Consider the following 15,036-nt stretch of genomic DNA (forward strand, 5'->3'; position numbering starts at 1 on the left):
GGGGGGTGTGGCCATAATCACGCCACGCGCTCACCGACGGATCGGAGGACGGTCATGCCCACGCTGCTCGCGATCGGCACCGCGAAGGGGCTCTTCCTCGCCACCAGCCCCGGCGGGCGCGACTGGGAGGTGAGCGGCCCGCACTTCCCGATGACCGGCGTCTACGCCGTCGCGGTCGACCCCCGCCCCGGCACGCCCCGGCTGCTCGTCGGCATGACCAGCTCGCACTTCGGGCCGAGCGTCGCCACCAGCGACGACCTGGGCGCCTCCTGGGCGGAGCCCGACCAGGCGCCGGTGGCCTTCCCGGACGACACCGGCGCCAGCCTCGGCCGGGTCTGGCAGCTCGCCCCGGGCGGCGCGGATGCGCCCGAGGTGGTCTGGGCGGGCACCGAGCCCTCCGCGCTGTTCCGCTCCACCGACGGCGGGCGCAGCTTCACGCTGGTCCGCTCGCTCTGGGACCATCCGCACCGGGAGCAGTGGGGGGCCGGCTTCGGTGGCCAGGCGGTGCACACGGTGCTGCCGCACCCCCGCGACCCCAACCGCATCCTGGTCGCCATGTCCACCGGCGGGGTCTACCGCTCGGAGGACGCCGGGCAGACCTGGTCCCCGGGCAACACCGGCATCCGGGCGTACTTCCTGCCCGACGAGTGGCCCGAGTTCGGCCAGTGCGTGCACAAGGTCGCCCGGGACGCGGGCAACCCGAAGCGGCTCTACGCGCAGAACCACCACGGCGTCTACCGCTCCGACGACGACGGCCGCACCTGGACGTCCATCGCCGCCGGCCTGCCCAGCGACTTCGGCTTCCCGATCGTGGCCCACCCGTCCCGCCCCGGCACGGTCTGGACGTTCCCGCTGGTCGCCGACTCCGAGCGGTACCCGGTCGACCACCGCTGCCGGGTGTTCCGCTCGACCGACGCCGGCGACAAGTGGGAGCCGCTCTCGGTGGGCCTGCCGGAGCAGCCGTTCTACCCGTCGGTGCTGCGCGACGCGCTGTGCGCCGGCGGGGCGGGCGACGTCTACTTCGGCACCCGCTCCGGCGAGGTCTACGCCAGCCGCGACGACGGCGACTCCTGGTCGCTGGTCGCCGCCCACCTGCCCGACGTGCTCTGCGTCCGCGCGGCGGAGGTCTGAGGATGGTCACCGTGCTGGTGCCCGGGCCGTTGCGGGGCGAGGCGGGCGGCGCGAGCCGGCTCAGCGTGGACGCCGCCGGGTCGGTGGGCGCGGTCCTCGACGCGCTCGCCGACTCCTGGCCCCGGCTGGCCCGCCGGATCCGCGACGAGCGGGGCGAGCTGCGCCGGTACGTCAACGTCTACGTCGACGGGGAGGACTGCCGGCACGCCGGGGGAGTGGCCGCACCGGTCGCCGACGGGGCCGAGGTGCAGGTGCTGCCCTCCGTGGCCGGCGGCTGACGCCCACGGGGCATTCCCCGTTCCGCCGTATCCGGCCCCGCCGCCCGGCCAGGCCTATTCCGCGCCGGGGCCGCCGCACCCCACTCATCCAGGGTCGGGGCCGGGGCCGCAGGGTGGGGCGAATCTTCCGCCCGGCCCGTAGGGCGGATCGCTCTAGCCGCCGGACCGCATCGTCATCGACCGCTTGGCGTCGCGTCGTCCCCGCCGCGGGGCGGTCGTCGCCACGGGAAAGGTTCGCGGCGAGCCATATGCCTGTCAGCCATATTTATGCCTGACAGGCATATCGCTCGCTGGAAATACCGATTGGCCCGGACATCCGCCAACATATGGCCGCACTGCTCGCCGCCAACCCCTCGCCGGGGCGCGTGTTGCGGGTCGCCTCGGCGCCGCCGCGTAGGTGACCGGGGCCACCCCGGGACAGGCCCACAACGGAATAGTTGACTCGTCAAATAAGTTGTGTGCGGTGTCCGGGTGACCACCTCAGCCCCCGGCCTGACACACGAGGAGCTGGTCATGCAGTTCGGAGTCTTCACCGTCGGCGACGTCACGGTCGACCCGACCAACGGCCGGGAACCGACCGAGCATGAGCGGATCAAGGCGATGGTCGCCATCGCGGTCAAGGCCGAAGAGGTCGGCCTCGACGTCTTCGCCACCGGCGAGCACCACAACCCGCCGTTCGTGCCCTCGTCGCCCACCACCATGCTGGGCTGGATCGCGGCGCGCACCGAGCGGCTGCTGCTCTCCACCTCCACCACGCTGATCACCACCAACGACCCGGTGAAGATCGCCGAGGACTACGCGATGCTCCAGCACCTGGCCGACGGCCGGGTGGACCTGATGATGGGTCGCGGCAACACCGGCCCGGTGTACCCGTGGTTCGGGCAGGACATCCGCAACGGCATCCCGCTCGCCATCGAGAACTACGACCTGCTGCGCCGGCTCTGGCGCGAGGACGTGGTCGACTGGCAGGGCCGCTTCCGCACCCCGCTGCAGTCGTTCACCTCGACGCCGCGCCCGCTGGACGGCGTGCCGCCGTTCGTCTGGCACGGCTCGATCCGCAGCCCCGAGATCGCCGAGCAGGCCGCGTACTACGGCGACGGCTTCTTCGCCAACCACATCTTCTGGCCCAAGGAGCACACCCAGCGGATGGTCGGGCTCTACCGGCAGCGCTTCGCCCACTACGGGCACGGCACCCCGGAGCAGGCCATCGTCGGCCTCGGCGGGCAGGTCTTCGTCCGGAAGAACTCGCAGGACGCGGTCCGGGAGTTCCGGCCGTACTTCGACAACGCCCCGGTCTACGGGCACGGGCCGTCGCTGGAGGAGTTCAGCCGGGAGACCCCGCTGACCGTCGGCAGCCCGCAGCAGGTCATCGACCGCACGCTGGGCTTCCGCGAGTACGTCGGGGACTACCAGCGACAGCTGTTCCTCATCGACCACGCGGGCCTGCCGCTGAAGACCGTCCTGGAGCAGCTCGACATCCTCGGCGAGGAGGTCGTTCCGGTGCTGCGCAAGGAGTTCGACGCGCTGCGCCCCGCGCACGTGCCCGAGGCGCCCACGCACGCCTCGCTGGTCGCCGCCCGGGACGCCGCCGGCCCGGCCGGTACGGAGCCGACCCGATGACCCGGCGCACCCTGGCCGTGGTCTCGGCCGGCCTCAGCCAGCCCTCCTCGACCCGACTGCTCGCCGACCAGCTCGCCGCGGCCGCCCGCGACGAGCTGGTCCGGCGCGGCGACGAGGTCGAGCTGCGCATCGTCGAGCTGCGCGATCACGCGCACGACGTGACGAACAACCTGCTCACCGGGTTCCCGTCGGCGTCGCTGCGCGAGGTCCTGGACGCGGTGGCCGGCGCGGACGGGATCGTGGCGGTCACCCCGATCTTCAACGCGTCGTACAACGGGCTGTTCAAGTCCTTCTTCGACGTGGTGGAGTCCGGGTCGCTGGTCGACCGGCCGGTGCTGGTCGCCGCCACCGGCGGCACCGCACGGCACTCGCTCGCCCTGGAGCACGCCCTCCGCCCGATGTTCAGCTACCTGCGGGCGGTGGTGGTCCCCACCGCGGTCTTCGCCGCCCCGGAGGACTGGTCGGGCGGCACCGCCGACGGTGCGCTGGGCGGCCGGATCCAGCGCGCCGCCGTGGAACTGGCCGACCAGGTCCAGCGGCGACCGCCGTCGACCGGCCCGGCCGACCCGTTCGCCCTCACCACCGACTTCGCGCAGCTCCTCGGCGGCCGGGACCGCTGAGCCGTCACTCCGCCCGGTCGTACGGGTGGGCGACCAGGACCGGGCAGTGCGCATGGTGCACCACCGCCTGGCTGACCGAGCCGAGCAGCAGCCCGGTGAAGCCGCCCCGGCCCCGGGTGCCGATCGCCAGCACCGAGGCCTCGCCGCTCGCCTCGATCAGCCCCTGCGCCGCGCCGGCCGCCCGGACCGGGTGCTCGCGCACCACCAGGTCCGGGTGGTCGGCCCGGACGGCGGCGGACGCCTCGGCCAGCAGCCGCACCGCCTCGGCCTGGTACGCAGCCTGGGACTCCTCGACCTCCTCCGGCACCGGACGGTCCCCGTCCGGCGGGCCGACGTGCACCAGCACCAGCGGCATGTCGCGGCGGGCCGCCTCGTCGGCGGCGTACCCGGCGGCCAGCCGGGCCGGCTCCGAGCCGTCCACCCCGACCACCACCGGCCCGTCCACCGGGATCGGCGGCTCCTCGGGGCGGACCACCAGCACCGGGCAGTGCGCGTGCGCGGCTACCTGGGTGCCGACCGAGCCGAGCAGCAGCCCGGCGAAGCCGCCCAGGCCCCGGCTGCCCACCACCACCAGCTCGGCCCGGCGGGACTCCTCGATCAGCGTGGCGCCCGGGCCGCCGGCCACCTGGCGTACCTCGACGGCCAGTCCGGGCCAGCGGTCGGCGAGCTCCGCCGCGGTCCGCTCCAGCATCTTCTCCGACTCCTCGGTCGGCGCCGGCAGGCCGAGGTCGTACGGGTTCAGCGGCACGCCGTAGCCGAGCGGGTGCAGGTAGCCGTGCACCAGACGCAGCGGCCGGCGGCGCAGCAGGGCGGCGCGCGCGGCGTGCTCGGCGGCGACCAGGCTGGACGGCGATCCATCGACGCCCACCACGACAGGTCGGTTCATCAGCACCCCCACGACTCGGTCAGGTCATTGTCGACGTACCCGGCCCAGGGCACCGGCATTCGGCGGGACCCGCCGCGTCGCGGCCCGCGCCGACCGGTTCGGCCGGGGGCGGCAGCGGCCTCACGTCCACCGGGCTCGGGACCATCGGCTCTGGCACCGTCGCCGGGTGCCGGTGTGGGATGGAGTCAGGACACCGAGGTCCCCCGGCCCCGCCGAGGTGAGGAGGACCAGCTCATGACGCCGTTGGAGATGTTGCGAGAGCACCCGTTCCTGACCGGGTTGCCGCAGGAGTGGCTGCCCCGGCTGACCGGGTACGCCCGGCCGGTGGTCTGGCACCCCGGCCACCGGGTCTTCAACGCCGGCCAGCCGGCGGAGCGGTTCTGGCTGGTCCGCAGCGGCGAGGTGGCGTTGGACTTCCCGGTGCCCGGGCGGGGCGACGTGGGCATCGAGACGGTCGGCCCGGGCGGGGTGCTCGGCTGGTCCTGGCTCTTCCCGCCGTACCGCTGGCAGTTCGGCGCGGTCGCCGTCCGGCGCACCGCCACCGTCGAGTTCACCGCGGCGGGCGTGCGCCGGCTGATGGAGTCCGACGACACGCTCGGCCGGCAGCTCACCACCCGGTTCATGAGCGTGGTGGTGGACCGGCTCCAGGCGTCCCGGGTGCGGCTGCTGGAGCTGTACGGCTACCCGACCTCGTCGGCGAGCTGATAGGTCCGCTTCCGCTGCCGCGGGCGTGGTGCGGGGGCCGGCCGCCGCCGGTCGATCAGCGTACGCACGGCGAGCGCCGCGGCGACGGCCAGCAGCACCACCGCGAGCGCCTGGCCGAGGAAGGTCCCCACCGCGGACGACATGTCCTCGGGCCGGGGCGCCACCGGAGCGTCGGCCCAGTCGGCCAGCTGCGCGTCCAGCCCCGCCGCGAGCACCAGCCACCCGACCCCGGCGGCGAGCGGGCCGGCCGCCGTGCGGGGAAGCAGGACCGCCAGCGGCACCGCCAGCAGCAGCGCCACCTGGACCGCGAGCGCGGCGACCGGAGTGTCGAGGCGGAGACCGAGCGTCTGCCAGCCGTCCAGCGCCAGCGCGTCGGCGACCCCCAGCCGGGGCAGGGCCAGCACCAGCAGCGCCCCCGACAACGCGGCCCCGGCCGCCGTGACCAGGGCGACCCGGGTGCTCCGGCGCAGCGTCACCGCCAGCAGCGCGAGGACGGCCAGGGCGAGCACCCCGACCGCCCACGGCGCGCCGGCCACCCGCAGCGCCAGCCGCCCGGTGTCCAGCGGTCCGCACTCGACCAGGTAGCGATCGCACTCGTACGCCCGGCCGCCCACCCGCAGCAGCGTCTCCCAGGCCAGCAGCAGCACGCCGACCCCGACCGGCAGCGCCGGCAGCAGCAGGAGCCGGCGCCCCACGGAGGTGGTCGGGGCGGCCCGGCGCACCAGCCCGGTCAGCCACCAGCAGCGCAGCACCGCCCCGATGCCGAGCACGGCCAGGGGTCGGCAGGACCGGCCAGTCCTCCGGCCGGGGTTGGTAGACCAGTCCGGTGTACGGCGCCAGGTACGTCCCGGCGAGCAGCCCCGCGCCGAAGACCGCCCCGAGCGCGGCGGGCCGCCCCGGCCGCCCGGCGAGCTGCCGCCCCCGGACGTCGCGCCAGACGCCGTCGGCCAGGAAGATCGCCGGCTGGATCGCGGCCAGCGCCAGCACGGCCACCGCGCCCCAGAGCACCTCCTCGTTCTGCGGCACGGCCAGCACCTCGGCGTTGACCAGCAGGTCGACCAGGAGTTGCGCGTTGGTCAGCGCGACCGTGGTGAACACACCACCGGCGAACACCAGCCCCAGCGGGAAGCTCAGCGCGGCGGTGGGATCGGCCAGCCCGGCGAGGCGGCGGGCCACGCTCGGGTGCCGATCCCAGAGCCGCTCCCACAGCCGGGTCGGCAGCCCCCGGGGCGCCTCGGGTCGGTCGGGCAGGGCGACCCGGATGCCGTCCGGGTCGCCGCCGGCGGCGCGTACGTCCGCCTGGTGCTCCCGCAGCCGCAGGAACGCCCGGGTGGCGAGTTCGGCGAGGACGGCCAGCAGCGCTGCCCGCACCACCACGCCGAGCGCTCCGCCCACCGTGAGCGGGCCCGGCACCCAGACCAGTTGGGCGAACAGCAGCAGTCCGGTGCCCAGCGCGGTGGCCCGGGTGCTGATCCGCAGCACGGTGGCGAAGCGCAGCCGCGGCAGGTCGTGGTTCTGCACGTGGGCCAGCTCGTGCCGGAGCACCGCCTCGAAGACCGCCCGACCCTCCGGGCCTTTCGCCGCCACGGCGAGCAGTTCCGGCCCGAGCGCGACGTACGGCTTGTCGGCGGTGCCGCCGGTGAACGCCCGCCGCCCCAGCCGGGTGCCGAGCAGCACCGGGGTCGGCCGGCGGAGGGTGACCTCGGCGAGCACCTCGGCGATCACCTCCTCGGCGGCGCGGAACATCCCCGGCTCCAGCGGCCGGGTGTGGCGCCGCTGCCGCCGGGTTTGCCAGACGAACAGCACCACGCCGGGCACCGCCATCAGGTTGAAGAAGTTCGACATCCGCACGAACATCTCGCTGCACGGGTAATCGAGCACGTCACCGAGGCCGCAGCCGGGCCGGGGGAGCACGTTCAGCCCGAACACCACGGCGAGCAGCACCGCCGAGCTGAACACCAACGCGGCGAGCGGTAGCAGCAGGAAGCCGGTCTCGTCCGGCCGTCCGCGCCAGACCCGGTCCGGCCCGGTCACCGGTCGGCCTCCGGGTCGAGCACCAGGGCCGCGACCACGGCGTCGGAGATCGCCGCGGCCAGGGCCGGTTCGACGCCCAGCGCGGTGGCCCGGGCGGACGCCACGGCCCGCACCCGGGTCAGCTGCTTCCGGCTGAACTCGGCCGGCGGCGGGGCCGGCGCCGGCCGCCGGCGCAGCGACCCGAAGAGGCCCCGGGTGGCCCGGCCGCCGAGCTGTTCCAGCTCGCCCTCCGCGCCGCGCAGCAGCGCCCCGGTGACGGTCGCGCAGACCAGCGTCACCACCGGCGTGACGGTGGCGACGGCGTCCAGCACGCCGAACTCCAGCCGGCCGCCGTCGGTGGAGGTGTCCACTCCGGTCAGGTACGGCGCGGCCAGCATGTCGAAGGCGGGCAGTTCCTCGGGAGCGAGGCGGGCGACCACGGTACGGCGAGCGTCGCGGTCCGGTCCACCTCGGCGGGTCTGCGTGACATGCCTCATTGGTAGCGGCCCGTGACCACCCGTGCCGCAGTGGACACTGTCCGCTATCCGTCGCCGGCCACGGCCATCACGGCTCGCGGACCGTGACGACCGGTCGCCGCCGCCGTTCCCGCCTCGCCTGCAACCCCCGCCGGGCCGCGGCCGGCCGCAGGTCACCGCCCGGGCGAACGCCGGACGGCCGGGGCGCCGGATCGGGGTCGTCGGAGCGGGTGCGTATCGTCCGGGGGCGTGACCCCCGACCTCCAGCTTCGCCCGGTGTGCGATGACGACCTGCCCGTGCTCTTCGCCTACGAGCAGGACCCGCAGGCGAACTGGATGGCCGCCTTCGGCCCCACCGACCCGACCGACCGGGCGGCCTTCGACGCGCACTGGCGGCGGATCCGCGCCGACCCGCGGATCGTCGTGCGCGCCGTCACCGTCGGCGGCGAGGTGGTCGGGCACGTGGTCGCCTTCCCGGTGCAGGAGCGCACCGAGGTCAGCTACTGGATCGACCCGACCCGTTGGGGCCGGGGGTACGCCACCGCCGCGCTCGCCGCGCTCCTGCGCGAGCTGCCCCACCGGCCGGTGCACGCCCGCGCCGCCAAGGACAACGGCGCCTCCCTCGCCGTGCTGCGCAAGTGCGGTTTCGTGGTGATCGGGGAGGACTCCGGGTACGCCGCCGGCCGGGGCACGGAGGTCGAGGAGTGGGTGCTCGAGCTGCCCGCCGAGGTGGCTGACCAGGGCAACCACTAGTGTCCCCTGGGTGAACTGGCTGGAACTCGTCGGCTGGGCCGGCTCCGCGCTGCTGGTCTGGTCCCTGCTGCAGACGCGCATTCTGCGGCTGCGTGCGCTCAATCTCGTCGGCTGCCTGATCCTGATCGGTTACAACGCCGGGGTGCAGGTCTGGCCCGGGGTCGGCCTCAACGTCGTACTCGCCGTGATCAACGTGTGGTACCTGCGGAAGATGCTGGCCACCCGGCACGACGAGCAGACGTACCAGGTGGTCGAGGTCGGCGTCGACGACCAGTTCCTCGCGCACACGCTGCGGGTGCACGCCGCGGACATCGCCCGCTTCAACCCCGACTTCCGCTGGGAGTCGCACGGCGCGCCCCGCTCGGCGTTCCTGGTGGTCAAGGCCGACGAGGTGGTCGGGGTGGTGCTGTCGCACGCCGAGGAGGGCGGGGTGGCCCAGATCGACCTGGACTACGTCACCCAGCGGTTCCGCGACTTCACCCCGGGGGAGTTCGTCTACCGACGCAGCAGCCTGTTCACCGACCGCGGCTTCCGCCGGGTGGTCAGCCCGCCCGGCATGGTCGCCCCCTACTACCACCGGCTGGGCTTCCGCCCCGAGGGCGGCGCGTACGTGCTCGACCTGCCGACCCCGGCGCGGGCGTAGCGCGGGCGCGCCCGGGGAGGATTCACCCGCCCCCGCGCTGGGCACTGACAGGCCTACGCCGGCCGGGTCCTCCGTCCGGCGGCGTCGGCCCTGGCGGCCGACGTGCGTCGCGTGAGGGAGAGAACCGGGCGTGCAGAGCTACTGGAGCCAACTGGCCCTGGTCGGAGTCCTGGTGGTCCTGAACGCGATCTTCGCGGGCAGCGAGATGGCGCTGGTGTCGCTGCGCGACAGCCAGGTCCAGCGGCTGGAACGCAGCAGCCGGGCCGGGCAGGTGCTGGCCCGGCTCGCCCAGGACCCGAACCGGTTCCTCGCCACCATCCAGATCGGCATCACGCTGGCCGGCTTCCTCGCCTCCGCCGCCGCGGCGGTCTCGCTGGCCAAGCCCCTCGTGCCGCTGCTCGGGGTCTTCGGCGGCGCCGCCGAGACGGTCGCCATCGTGGCGGTCACCCTGGCGCTGACCTTCGTCACCCTGGTCTTCGGCGAGCTGGCGCCGAAGCGGATCGCCATGCAGTCCGCCGAGCGATGGGCGCTGCTGGTGGCCCGCCCGCTCGACCTGCTGGCCAGCCTCACCCGGCCGGCCGTCTGGGCGCTGGGCGCCACCAGCGACCTGGTGGTACGCCTGGTCGGGCTCAACCCGAAGCACCAGCCCGAGGAGATCGGCCCGGACGAGCTGCGCGACATCGTCGCCGGCAACCACGGCTTCACCAAGGAGCAGCGCACCATCATCGCCGGCGCGGTGGAGATCGCCGACCGGCAGCTCCGGGCGGTCCTCGTACCCCGGTTGCAGGTCTTCACGCTCGACAGCGGCACCACCGCGGAGGCCGCCCGGCTGGTGCTGGCCGCCACCGGCCACTCCCGGGCGCCGGTGGTCCGGCACGGCGGCCTGGACGACGCGGTCGGCGTGATCCACCTGCGCGACCTGGTCGGGGTGCCCGCCGACCGCCCCGTCGACGAGTGCGCCCGCCCGCCCATGCTGCTGCCCGACTCGCTGCCGGTGGTGGACGCGCTGCGCCAGTTCAAGGCCGAGCGGCAGCACATCGCCCTGGTGGTGGACGAGCGCGGCGCCGTCGACGGGATCGTCACCCTGGAGGACATCCTGGAGGAGATCGTCGGGGAGATCTACGACGAGACCGACCGGGACATCCGCTCGGTGCGCACCGAGGCCGACGGTGCGCTGCTGCTGCCGGGCACCTTCCCCGTGCACGACCTGCCGGACATCGGCGTCGAGGTGCCCGCCCGCCCGGCCGGCGACTACACCACCGTCGCGGGCATGGTGCTGGCCTGCCTCGGGCACATCCCCACCGTTGCCGGGGAGAGCGTCACCATCGACGCCTGGGAGCTGGAGGTGTGCGCGATCGACCAGCGCGCCATCACCCAGGTCCGGCTGCGCCGCGCCGCCCCGCCCGCCGACCAGGACGCCGGGGAGGCGGAGCCGCTCCTGGACGGGGCCCGCAGCTGAGCCGGCGGGTGCCGCCGGTCAGTCGCTCGGTGGCCCGAACGGGAAGCCGGGCACCGGGGGCAGCAGCTGCACCTGGTCGGCGGGGAACTGCCGGGCGTGGCGGCTCACCGTCCGGGCCGCCACCCGGATCGCCCACGGCCCCGCCGGACGTTCGCCGCCGATGAGCCGCCCCACCGCCCGGCTCCACCAGCGGGCGTTGACGATCACGTCGGTCAGCCGCAGCCGCCCGTCGGGGAAGTCCCCCCGGACCACCACGTCGACCACCCGCCCCAGCCGCCGGCCGTGCAGGTCGTACGCGGCGCGGCCGACCAGCTCACCCGCTCGCACGGTCGGCTCCCGGTATCCGGTCGGTGAGGTGTCGGCGCAGCCAAGCCTCCACCGGGGGCGGGGGCAGCTCGTCGGCGCGTACGCGCAGCCACACGGCGCTGTCCAGCCGGGCCACCTGGGCCAGCGGGATCCGCAGCGGCGGCGCCGGCGGCTGGTCGGTGAACTGGTCGGCGATCGCCACCAGCAGCCGTCCGACCCGGCCACCGAGCCGTTCCCCGAGTGCCGCGGGCCCGCTGAGCAGATACGCCAGGTACGGGTACCCCTCCCGGTCGACCGCGAACTCCACGTCGTCGACCTTGCCGATCGGCCACCCGTCCCGGTCGACGATCTGCCGGTCGAGCAACTGCCGACCCAGTTGGAGCCTCATCGGCCCATCCCGGTCGTGACGGCCAGCGGGATCGCGGCCAGCGACGCCGCCACGATCACCACCAGGAACACCGCGCCGAGCAGGTTGAGCGCCGGCCCGTTGACCCGGTCGCCCAGGTACGTCCGGTCGTTGGCCACGATCAGGATCGGCAGGTACGTCAGCGGCAGCGCCGCCGCGCTGGCCACCAGCATGTACTCGGTCAGCCGTACCGGGTCGACGGTGGTGCACAGCACCAGCACCCCGAGCAGCACGCTGACCAGCAGCACGCTGTGGAAGCGGGCGGCGTCGCGGGGGCTGACCCGCTTGCCCCACTGCCAGCCGAAGTACTGCGCCGCCGTGTACGCCGCCGACAGCCCGGTCTCGAGCGCGGCACCGAAGGTGACCGCGAAGAACGCCAGCGCGGCGATGACCAGCCCCACCCCGCCGAACGCGATCACCACCGGCAGGGCCACCTGATCGAGGCTCGACAGGGTCACGCCCGTCGGATGGAACACCACGGCCGCGGTCGCCAGCAGCGACAGCGCGAGGAACCCGCCGACCGGGAAGCCGATCAGCACGCTGGACCGGGCGTCGGCCAGATCCGCGGCGGTCCAGCTCTCCTCGACCCCGCCCGAGGAGAAGAAGAAGACTTCGTAGGGGCTGACGGTGGAGGCGAAGAGCGCGACCGCGACGAACCAGTAGGCGGCCCAGCCCTGCCCGGCCGCGCCGGGATGCAGCGCGCCCCGCCCGAGGGCACCCCAGTCGGTGGGCAGCCAGAACAGCGCGACCGCGAAGACGAACAGGGTGAGCCCGGCCAGCCCGAAGACCCGCTCCATCAGCTGGAAACGCATCCGCCAGAGCACCAGCCAGACCCCGAACGCGGCCACCGGCACCCACAGCAGGTAGCTGACCCGGGAGAGCAGCTGCAGGGCGAGCGCCACGCCCCCCAGCTCCGCGGCCAGGGTCAGCACCGTGACCAGGTACGAGGCGACCAGGTTGAACAGCGCCAGTCGCGGTCCGAGCCGCTCCCGGATCAGATCGAAGACCGCCCGGCCGCTCACCGCCGCGATCCGGCCGGCCATCTCGGCGTACGCGCAGATGCCGACCACGCCGAGCAGCAGGACCCAGGCGTGCCCCATGCCGAAGCGGGCGCCGGCCTGACCCGCCGCCACCAGGTCGCCGATGTCGACGAAGCCCCCGATGGCCGAGAGCACGCCGAGGGTGGCGGCGAGGAGCTTCCTCACGTCGGGTACGGCTCGACCGGCATCATCGACGCGACGATATCGGCGCGGGACGCGCGTTTTACGGCAAACCGGGCAGGTCGCGCCCGGCGTGAGCGGCGACCAGGTCGACCGCCGCCGGGGTCAGCCGTTCGTGAGGTTCTGCAGTCGTACCTGGCCCCGGGAGACCAGCCGCCCCTCGCCGTCGGTGATCTCCACCTGCCACAGCTGCTGGCTGCGGCCCCGGTGCACCGGGGTGCCGACCGCGGTCAGCTCGCCGTCGCGGACCGCGCGGAGGAAGTCCGTCTGGTTGGACACGCCGACCACCGTGCCGCGCCCACCGAGCCAGATCGACCCGCCCACGCTGGCCGCCGTCTCCACCACCGCGCAGTACACGCCGCCGTGCTGGATGCCGAACGGCTGGTGCAGCTCCGGGCGGACCTCCCAGCGGATGACCACCCGATCCGGGCCGACCTCGTCCAGCTTCAGCCCGAGCAGGGCCACCAGCCCGCCCGTCAGGTCCGGCATCTCCACGGTTCCTCCTCGTCTCGCGGAGCCGCCAGCCTAGTCAACCGCCCGAGAGGCCAAACCCGGTACGGCCCGGTGCCCGTCATAGGGGAGAATCGGTGACCGTGACCGACAGCAGCCTCCCGCACGGGCGGGACTCCCTGACCGAAGACCTGCGGTGGCGGGGCCTGATCCAGGACTCGACCGGCCTCGACGAGCTGCGCGCGCTGCTCGACGGCGGCAGCGCCACCTTCTATGTGGGCTTCGATCCGACCGCGCCCAGCCTGCACGTCGGCCACCTCATGCAGGTCACCACCGCCCGCCGGCTCCAGCTCGCCGGGCACCGCCCGCTGCTGCTGGTGGGCGGGGCGACCGGGCAGATCGGCGACCCGAAGGAGAGCGCCGAGCGGACACTCAACCCGCCGGAGGTGGTGGCCGGCTGGGTGCAGCGCATCCGCGACCAGCTCTCGCCCTTCGTGTCGTACACCGGGGAGAACGCGGCGCAACTGGTCAACAACCTGGACTGGACCGGCGAGATGTCGGTGGTCGAGTTCCTCCGCGACGTCGGCAAGCACTTCCCGGTGAACAAGATGCTCGCCCGGGAGGTGGTCCGGGCGCGCCTGGAGACGGGCATCAGCTTCACCGAGTTCAGCTACCAGCTGCTCCAGGCCAACGACTTCTTCGAGCTGCACCGCCGGCACGGCTGCCAGCTCCAGTACGGCGGCTCCGACCAGTGGGGCAACATCACCGCCGGCGTCGACTACGTGCGACGCCGGGGCGCCGGCCCGGTGGAGGCCTTCACCACCCCGCTGGTGACCCGGTCCGACGGGACCAAGTTCGGCAAGACCGAGGGCGGCGCGGTCTGGCTCGACCCCGAGATGACCAGCCCGTACGCCTTCTACCAGTTCTGGGTCAACGCCGACGACCGGGACGTCACCCGCTACCTGCGCTACTTCAGCTTCCGCTCCCGAGAGGAGATCGAGGCGCTGGAGAAGGAGACCGCCGAGCGGCCGGCCGCCCGGACGGCCCAGCGGGCCCTCGCGGAGGAGCTGACCACCCTGGTGCACGGCGAGCGGGAGATGGCCCAGGCCGTCGCGGCCAGCCAGGCGCTCTTCGGCCGGGGGTCGCTCGACGACCTGACGCCGGAGACGCTGCGGGCCGCGCTGACCGAGGCCGGTCTGGTCCACCTGACCGAGCTGCCCGACGTGGCCGGGCTGCTGCGCGACTCGGGCCTGGTGCCCAGCCTCAAGGAGGCGAGGCGGGTGATCGCCGAGGGGGGCGCCTACGTCAACAACACCCGGGTGACCGAGGTGGACGCGACCGTCGCGCCGGAGGACCTGCTGCACGGGCGGTACCTGGTGCTGCGTCGTGGCAAGCGCTCCTTCGCAGGGGTTGAGCTGCGCGGATAGCCGTCTCTTGATGGTGTGACGCGGGACGCGCCCGGCCGAGTTGACGATCAACTCGCCGGGCGCGTAACTTTCTCTCTGCCAGCGCGGAACGAACGAAACAGGCGAGAGCCTGGGAGGCCGGAGCGCGGGAATGGTTTGGGGGTCGGCCGGGTTGTCATCCGGTACGAGCCTGGACCGGGCTCCTCCAGGGTTTGCGAGAGCAGGCCGGAGGCGCCGGAATGACCCCAGGGTCGGATGGGTTGAGCCCCATGCGAGCCTGGACCGGGCGGTGCCCCGGATCGGCCTGAGGGTCGATTTGGTGAGGCGGAACCGACCGGGTATGGTTCATCGCCGGCAGGGAAGCGGACGGGACGCGGGTGACCGCGGGCGGCCGGCCTGCCGAAAGCCACGAGGACGGCGGCGAAAGCCGGTGGAATTGTGGTGCCCGGAATTGCGGTGGAAGTGGTGCGGATCGCCGGAAGGCGGTTTGACACGGCGGAAACCGGCGGGTAACGTAGTAAAAGTGCCCGGCGCGAGAGCGGCGGTCGCGACAGAGCGAAAATGCCCCGGACGGGGGTTCTACGGTGTAGAGCTTTCGGATGGTGTGTGGTTGTTCTTTGAGAACTCAACAGGGTGCTTGTAAAGCCAGTGCCAATTATGATTT

At 73.8% G+C, this 15,036-nt stretch carries 16 protein-coding genes and 1 pseudogene; 9 read left to right on the top strand and 8 right to left on the bottom strand.

The features are described 5' to 3' along the window. The first annotated feature begins 54 nt into the window (after positions 1-54). From V6U88_RS21405 to V6U88_RS21420, 4 genes are all read left to right on the top strand, one after another. Entirely contained in the window at positions 55-1,131 is a 1,077-nt protein-coding gene (locus V6U88_RS21405; RefSeq protein ID WP_334455549.1) for a WD40/YVTN/BNR-like repeat-containing protein, read from the top strand. A gap of 2 nt (positions 1,132-1,133) precedes the next feature. Then, positions 1,134-1,409 (top strand): ubiquitin-like small modifier protein 1, encoded by a 276-nt coding sequence (locus tag V6U88_RS21410; protein ID WP_334455551.1) that lies wholly within the window; start codon positions 1,134-1,136, stop codon positions 1,407-1,409. Between the two features lie 513 nt (positions 1,410-1,922). Further along, the gene (locus tag V6U88_RS21415) at positions 1,923-3,029 is read left to right on the top strand and encodes an LLM class flavin-dependent oxidoreductase (protein ID WP_334455588.1); all 1,107 of its coding nucleotides are present in this window, start codon (positions 1,923-1,925) and stop codon (positions 3,027-3,029) included. Continuing rightward, on the top strand, positions 3,026-3,649 hold the full coding sequence (locus V6U88_RS21420; RefSeq protein WP_334455553.1) for an FMN reductase: 624 nt from the start codon (positions 3,026-3,028) through the stop codon (positions 3,647-3,649). Before V6U88_RS21415 ends, V6U88_RS21420 begins: the two co-directional genes overlap by 4 nt. A gap of 4 nt (positions 3,650-3,653) precedes the next feature. Here the strand turns inward: V6U88_RS21420 and V6U88_RS21425 are convergent, their stop codons facing one another. Further along, a complete protein-coding gene (locus tag V6U88_RS21425; RefSeq protein WP_334455555.1) occupies positions 3,654-4,541 on the bottom strand; it encodes a universal stress protein in 888 nt (295 codons plus the stop codon). A gap of 228 nt (positions 4,542-4,769) precedes the next feature. Here V6U88_RS21425 and V6U88_RS21430 point away from each other — a divergent pair, with 228 nt between their 5' ends. Continuing rightward, entirely contained in the window at positions 4,770-5,240 is a 471-nt protein-coding gene (locus tag V6U88_RS21430) for a cyclic nucleotide-binding domain-containing protein (RefSeq protein WP_334455557.1), read from the top strand. Here the strand turns inward: V6U88_RS21430 and V6U88_RS21435 are convergent. From V6U88_RS21435 to V6U88_RS21445, 3 genes and pseudogenes are all read right to left on the bottom strand, one after another. Further along, positions 5,216-6,010 (bottom strand): hypothetical protein, encoded by a 795-nt coding sequence (locus V6U88_RS21435; RefSeq protein ID WP_334455558.1) that lies wholly within the window; start codon positions 6,008-6,010, stop codon positions 5,216-5,218. The genes V6U88_RS21430 and V6U88_RS21435 overlap by 25 nt on opposite strands. 442 nt (positions 6,011-6,452) lie before the next feature. Continuing rightward, positions 6,453-7,097: pseudogene (locus V6U88_RS30315) on the bottom strand (M48 family metalloprotease); the annotation flags it as partial. Positions 7,098-7,270: 173 nt separating this feature from the next. Next, a complete protein-coding gene (locus tag V6U88_RS21445) occupies positions 7,271-7,693 on the bottom strand; it encodes a hypothetical protein (RefSeq protein ID WP_334455561.1) in 423 nt (140 codons plus the stop codon). A 285-nt stretch (positions 7,694-7,978) separates the two neighbouring features. Between V6U88_RS21445 and V6U88_RS21450 the strand changes: the two genes are divergently transcribed. The 3 genes from V6U88_RS21450 (at position 7,979) to V6U88_RS21460 (ending at position 10,584) form a co-directional block, all read left to right on the top strand. Further along, on the top strand, positions 7,979-8,482 hold the full coding sequence (locus tag V6U88_RS21450; RefSeq protein WP_334455563.1) for a GNAT family N-acetyltransferase: 504 nt from the start codon (positions 7,979-7,981) through the stop codon (positions 8,480-8,482). A 10-nt stretch (positions 8,483-8,492) separates the two neighbouring features. After that, complete coding sequence (locus tag V6U88_RS21455; RefSeq protein WP_334455564.1) at positions 8,493-9,125, top strand: hypothetical protein; 633 nt, start codon at positions 8,493-8,495, stop codon at positions 9,123-9,125. 130 nt (positions 9,126-9,255) lie between these two features. Continuing rightward, the gene (locus tag V6U88_RS21460) at positions 9,256-10,584 is read left to right on the top strand and encodes a hemolysin family protein (protein ID WP_334455566.1); all 1,329 of its coding nucleotides are present in this window, start codon (positions 9,256-9,258) and stop codon (positions 10,582-10,584) included. 18 nt (positions 10,585-10,602) lie between these two features. Here the strand turns inward: V6U88_RS21460 and V6U88_RS21465 are convergent, their stop codons facing one another. From V6U88_RS21465 to V6U88_RS21480, 4 genes are all read right to left on the bottom strand, one after another. Beyond that, positions 10,603-10,911 carry a PRC-barrel domain containing protein gene (locus V6U88_RS21465; RefSeq protein ID WP_334455568.1) on the bottom strand — a complete coding sequence of 103 codons (309 nt, stop codon included), beginning with the start codon at positions 10,909-10,911 and terminating at the stop codon, positions 10,603-10,605. Continuing rightward, positions 10,898-11,278 carry a hypothetical protein gene (locus V6U88_RS21470; RefSeq protein WP_334455570.1) on the bottom strand — a complete coding sequence of 127 codons (381 nt, stop codon included), beginning with the start codon at positions 11,276-11,278 and terminating at the stop codon, positions 10,898-10,900. Before V6U88_RS21470 ends, V6U88_RS21465 begins: the two co-directional genes overlap by 14 nt. After that, positions 11,275-12,501, bottom strand: a complete 1,227-nt coding sequence (locus V6U88_RS21475; RefSeq protein WP_334455572.1) for an NRAMP family divalent metal transporter — start codon at positions 12,499-12,501, stop codon at positions 11,275-11,277. The genes V6U88_RS21470 and V6U88_RS21475 overlap by 4 nt, the downstream gene beginning before the upstream one ends. A 120-nt stretch (positions 12,502-12,621) precedes the next feature. Then, a complete protein-coding gene (locus tag V6U88_RS21480; RefSeq protein ID WP_436682172.1) occupies positions 12,622-13,005 on the bottom strand; it encodes a PaaI family thioesterase in 384 nt (127 codons plus the stop codon). 104 nt (positions 13,006-13,109) lie between these two features. On the opposite strand from V6U88_RS21480, the gene tyrS reads away from it, so the two are divergent. Then, on the top strand, positions 13,110-14,393 hold the full coding sequence (gene tyrS / locus V6U88_RS21485) for a tyrosine--tRNA ligase (protein WP_334455591.1): 1,284 nt from the start codon (positions 13,110-13,112) through the stop codon (positions 14,391-14,393). Positions 14,394-15,036 lie beyond the last annotated feature (643 nt).

Source organism: Micromonospora sp. CPCC 205739 (assembly GCF_036906795.1).
In the GTDB taxonomy this organism is placed as follows: Bacteria; Actinomycetota; Actinomycetes; order Mycobacteriales; family Micromonosporaceae; genus Micromonospora.